Raw genomic sequence first — 3672 nt, 5'->3', positions numbered from 1 at the left:
GATGAATACATCCAACAAAATCACTGAAATATTGACCTACTACGCCACCCCCGGCCCCATCACCGATCCCGGCGATTGCGGCGTTCTGCTGACCGACTTGCCTGCCGACATCGCCGGGCTGGTGGAGATGGTGCAGGGATTGATGGTGCATATTTTTTGGGCCGAACGATATGGCCTAAAACTGTCGCCGGAACGCCAACAAGAAATCAATTTGCGGTGGGTCTCGCAGATGTTGTCGCGTATCCGGGAGTTATCGGGCGACCCGCTCCAGGTGAAACGTCCCCTGGAGCAAAAATTGGTCGGCAACTGCCGCGATCATTCAACGCTACTGGTCACTCTGCTGCGGCATCAGGGTATTCCGGCGCGGGCGCGGTGCGGATTTGGCGTATATTTTATGCCCAATCATTACGAAGACCACTGGGTGGTCGAATATTGGTGCGCCGACGAGGGCCGCTGGGTGATGGTAGACCCGCAGCTTGACCCGTTTCAGGGCGAGGCGCTCGGCATCCAGTTTGACACCCTGGATATGCCGCCCGGCCAGTTCATCCCCGCCGGGCAGGGATGGCAGATGTGCCGCCAGGGTCAGGCTGACCCGGACAGTTTTGGCATCTTTGATTTGCACGGCATGTGGTTTATTCGCGGCAACCTGGTGCGCGATTTGGCCGCGCTGAACAAAGTGGAACTGTTACCCTGGGACGGTTGGGGGCTGGGCGACAAGGATGAACAGGCGCTCACCCGGGAGGATTTGGCCCTGCTCGACCGCGCCGCTGCCCTGACCCTGGCCGGAAACGAGTCGTTTGCCGAGATGCGCGCTTTTTACCAGGCCGAAGATGAGTTGCGTGTGCCACCGGTGATCAGGAGCTACTCCAATAAAGGGATGCAACTGGTAGACCTATAAGGAGAGGAGACAAACTATGCCTTCACTCAAATACGGTTTTATCTTACCTTTCAACGACGGGGCGCGTACCGTGGCCGAGCGTGCGCATGAGGCCGAGGCCGCCGGGTGGGATGGTTTCTTTATGCCGGAAGGAGTATGGCACGTTGATGTGTGGGTGGCGCTGACCGCCGCGGCTATGCGCACAGAGCGTATCCGCCTGGGTACCATGCTCAGCCCGTTGCCGCGCATGCGTCCCTGGAAGCTGTCCAGCGAGACCGCCACGCTGGACAACCTGTCCAACGGGCGAGTCATTTTGTCGGTGGGGGTGGGGGCCCTTTTTATGGGCTACCAGGCTTTTACAGACGAAATCACCGACACCAAAATCCGCGCCGAACTGTTGGACTAAGGGATAGACCTGCTCACCCTGTTGTATCAAGGCCGGCCTTTCACCTATAACGGCAAACATTATCATGTGGACCTGACGGCGATGGATCCCCAATTTTATCCGCCACCGCCGGTGCAACAGCCGCGTCTGCCTATCTGGGTGGTGGGTGTTTGGCCGCGGATGAAGTCTATGCGGCGCGTTTTGAAAGGCGACGGTTTGTTGCCGACCAAAATGGATTCCGACGGCCAAGCGGCGCCGGTACAGCCCGCCGACATCCGCGAGATGAAAGCCTACATTGACAGCCATCGCCCTCTGACCACGCCCTTTGACATTGTGGTGGATGGGCAAACGTTGGGTATGAGCAACACCCAGATGGCGGATAAATTACTCCCTTGGGTAGAGGCCGGCGCAACCTGGTGGGTGGAAGCGCAATACGGCGTGGGCCAAGACCAAGTGGTGGCGCGTCTCCTGCAAGGTCCGCCCCGGTTGGGGTGAGAAACGCAACTCATACGCGGACCTGGCCGGAGCATAAGGCTGCGTCTAAAACATTCTAGAGGTTACTCTCATTATACAACTTTCAGGAGGTATATCAATGGGTGAAATAATCAGAGGAGACATCAATGAAGAGTGGGCCTACTCAGGCTATATAGAAGCTGGCGACTTTATTTTTTTGAACTTCTGTGTCGGTAATGTTGGTAAATCAGTCGAAGAACAGGTTGAGGGCGCTTTGGACAACATGGCTGAAAGGTTGAAAATGGTTAATCTAACCCTTGATGCAGTGGTGAAAGTTGACATTCTTTTAAGAGACGTATGGAATATTCCAATCATGGAAAAAGTTTTCAAACGCAGATTCAAGAGAAATTATCCGGCCCGAAAAACAATCTCTACCGAGTTTGCGCACGTGGGTGGGCCTGATGGTTTGCACGTGCAGATTGATGGTATCGCCTATAGAGGCAAACAGAAAAACTAGGTTTGCGCTGTTGTAGAGGGGACATGAAAATGAAATTCGTAGGAATATGCCTTATCACAAATAACGTGCCGGTTCTGGTTGATTTTTACACCAAGGTGCTTGGGGTCAAAGTTGAGGGTGACAATGTTCACGCAGAATTGCATACTGAAGGAGCGGGCATAGCCATATTCTCGGTAGAAGGAATGGAAAGCATGGCCCCGCTTTCTATGCAGGGAGCCGGCTATGGCAGCGTCACAATTGCATTTGAAGTAAAAGATGTGGATGCAGAATATGAAAGACTCAAAGCCTTGGATGTTGAATTTGTAAAGCTGCCGGCAACACATCCGTGGGGCAGCAGATCCGTCTGGTTTAGAGACCCCGATGGTAATATTATTGATCTTTTTGCCGTTCTGGAGACACGAAAATGACCCTACTGTATCACGGCACTATTCGCGACAACCTAAAACGGCCCTCGTTGCCAAAGCGAGAAAGCTATGCAACTGGACACTAAAAGACTGATCATGCGAGAAGTCGAATGGAGTGACATGCCTGACATCCATTCGCTGCATTCGCTTCCAGAAGTTGACGAGTTCAATACTCTCGGCATACCCGCTGATATCAAAGAAACAGAACAGGTCCTTGCGCCCATCATTGACGACCGGCACGCTCACCCGAGAAGAAAATATGGCTGGACCATAGTTGAAAGGTCATCAAACACATTCATCGGGCTCATCGGGATGAACCTTTCGGCGGACAGGTTCCGTATGGGTGAGATCTACTTCAAGCTCATGCCTGGGTCATGGGGCAAAGGATATGCAACAGAGGCTGCCAAAGCTGTGATCCGGTTCGGTTTTGAGCAGCTTCAGCTTCATAGGATCGAAGCTGGCGTTGCGGCTGAAAACAAAGCGTCAATCCGGGTCTTAGAGAAGCTTGGCATGACGCGAGAAGGGATGAGGCGCAAGATACTCCCCATCAGAGGACAGTGGAAAGACAATTATCACTATGCCCTTTTGGAGGAGGATGATTAGAAATAGATTGGAGCCATAAATGGAGAAAATCGAGCCTAATCGAAAATTCTTGAATAAACAGCTAACCGAGTTACGCCGGATCATGATGAGGTTTGACCAGCACGATAAGGCCATCGAACTATTTTTGAGCCAACACGCCATGCTCCACTCGGCCAAGATGGCGCAAACGGAGTCCTGGTCTTTTGAAGACGCCGTCTTAAATGATATGACCGAGGAGCAGGTGCGACGCATCCCGCGCAACTGTGACCATTCGGTGGCCTGGCTCTTATGGCACATGGCCCGCTGCGAAGACATCACCATGAATCTGCTGGTAGCCGGCAGCCCACAAGTCCTGCATCGAGACAAGTGGCTTGAGCGGCTGAAGATTATGGTCCGGGATACGGGCAACACCATGGATCCGGCAGAAATAGCAGACTTTAGCGCCACTATTGAT

7 protein-coding genes are annotated in these 3672 nt (G+C 53.1%); all 7 read left to right on the top strand.

The window, feature by feature from the left end:
* Positions 1-898 (top strand): transglutaminase domain-containing protein (locus JW953_04620; protein MBN1991963.1); only part of this gene is annotated, 898 nt, incomplete at its 5' end.
* A 16-nt stretch (positions 899-914) separates the two neighbouring features.
* Complete coding sequence (locus tag JW953_04615; protein MBN1991962.1) at positions 915-1283, top strand: LLM class flavin-dependent oxidoreductase; 369 nt, start codon at positions 915-917, stop codon at positions 1281-1283.
* A gap of 81 nt (positions 1284-1364) precedes the next feature.
* Positions 1365-1757 carry a hypothetical protein gene (locus tag JW953_04610; protein ID MBN1991961.1) on the top strand — a complete coding sequence of 131 codons (393 nt, stop codon included), beginning with the start codon at positions 1365-1367 and terminating at the stop codon, positions 1755-1757.
* Positions 1758-1854: 97 nt separating this feature from the next.
* Positions 1855-2232: a RidA family protein gene (locus tag JW953_04605; GenBank protein MBN1991960.1), complete on the top strand. Its 378-nt coding sequence runs from the start codon at positions 1855-1857 to the stop codon at positions 2230-2232.
* Between the two features lie 29 nt (positions 2233-2261).
* Entirely contained in the window at positions 2262-2639 is a 378-nt protein-coding gene (locus tag JW953_04600; protein ID MBN1991959.1) for a VOC family protein, read from the top strand.
* A 66-nt stretch (positions 2640-2705) separates the two neighbouring features.
* Positions 2706-3239 carry a GNAT family N-acetyltransferase gene (locus tag JW953_04595; protein MBN1991958.1) on the top strand — a complete coding sequence of 178 codons (534 nt, stop codon included), beginning with the start codon at positions 2706-2708 and terminating at the stop codon, positions 3237-3239.
* Positions 3240-3258: 19 nt separating this feature from the next.
* Positions 3259-3672, top strand: a 414-nt coding sequence (locus tag JW953_04590; GenBank protein ID MBN1991957.1) for a DinB family protein, incomplete at its 3' end; no start/stop codon positions are given.

Source organism: Anaerolineae bacterium (genome assembly GCA_016931895.1).
Taxonomy (GTDB): Bacteria; Chloroflexota; Anaerolineae; order 4572-78; family J111; genus JAFGNV01.
Note: the sequence above shows the minus strand (reverse complement) of the source record. Positions and strands in the feature narration are given on the sequence as shown.

What these genes read in the sequence shown, in the direction of transcription:
- JW953_04610 (MBN1991961.1), top strand. Translation starts at nt 1,365, where the DNA reads ATGGATCCCCAATTTTATCCGCCACCGCCGGTGCAACAGCCGCGTCTG.
- JW953_04605 (MBN1991960.1), top strand. Translation starts at nt 1,855, where the DNA reads ATGGGTGAAATAATCAGAGGAGACATCAATGAAGAGTGGGCCTACTCA.
- JW953_04615 (MBN1991962.1), top strand. Translation starts at nt 915, where the DNA reads ATGCCTTCACTCAAATACGGTTTTATCTTACCTTTCAACGACGGGGCG.
- JW953_04595 (MBN1991958.1), top strand. Translation starts at nt 2,706, where the DNA reads ATGCAACTGGACACTAAAAGACTGATCATGCGAGAAGTCGAATGGAGT.
- JW953_04600 (MBN1991959.1), top strand. Translation starts at nt 2,262, where the DNA reads ATGAAATTCGTAGGAATATGCCTTATCACAAATAACGTGCCGGTTCTG.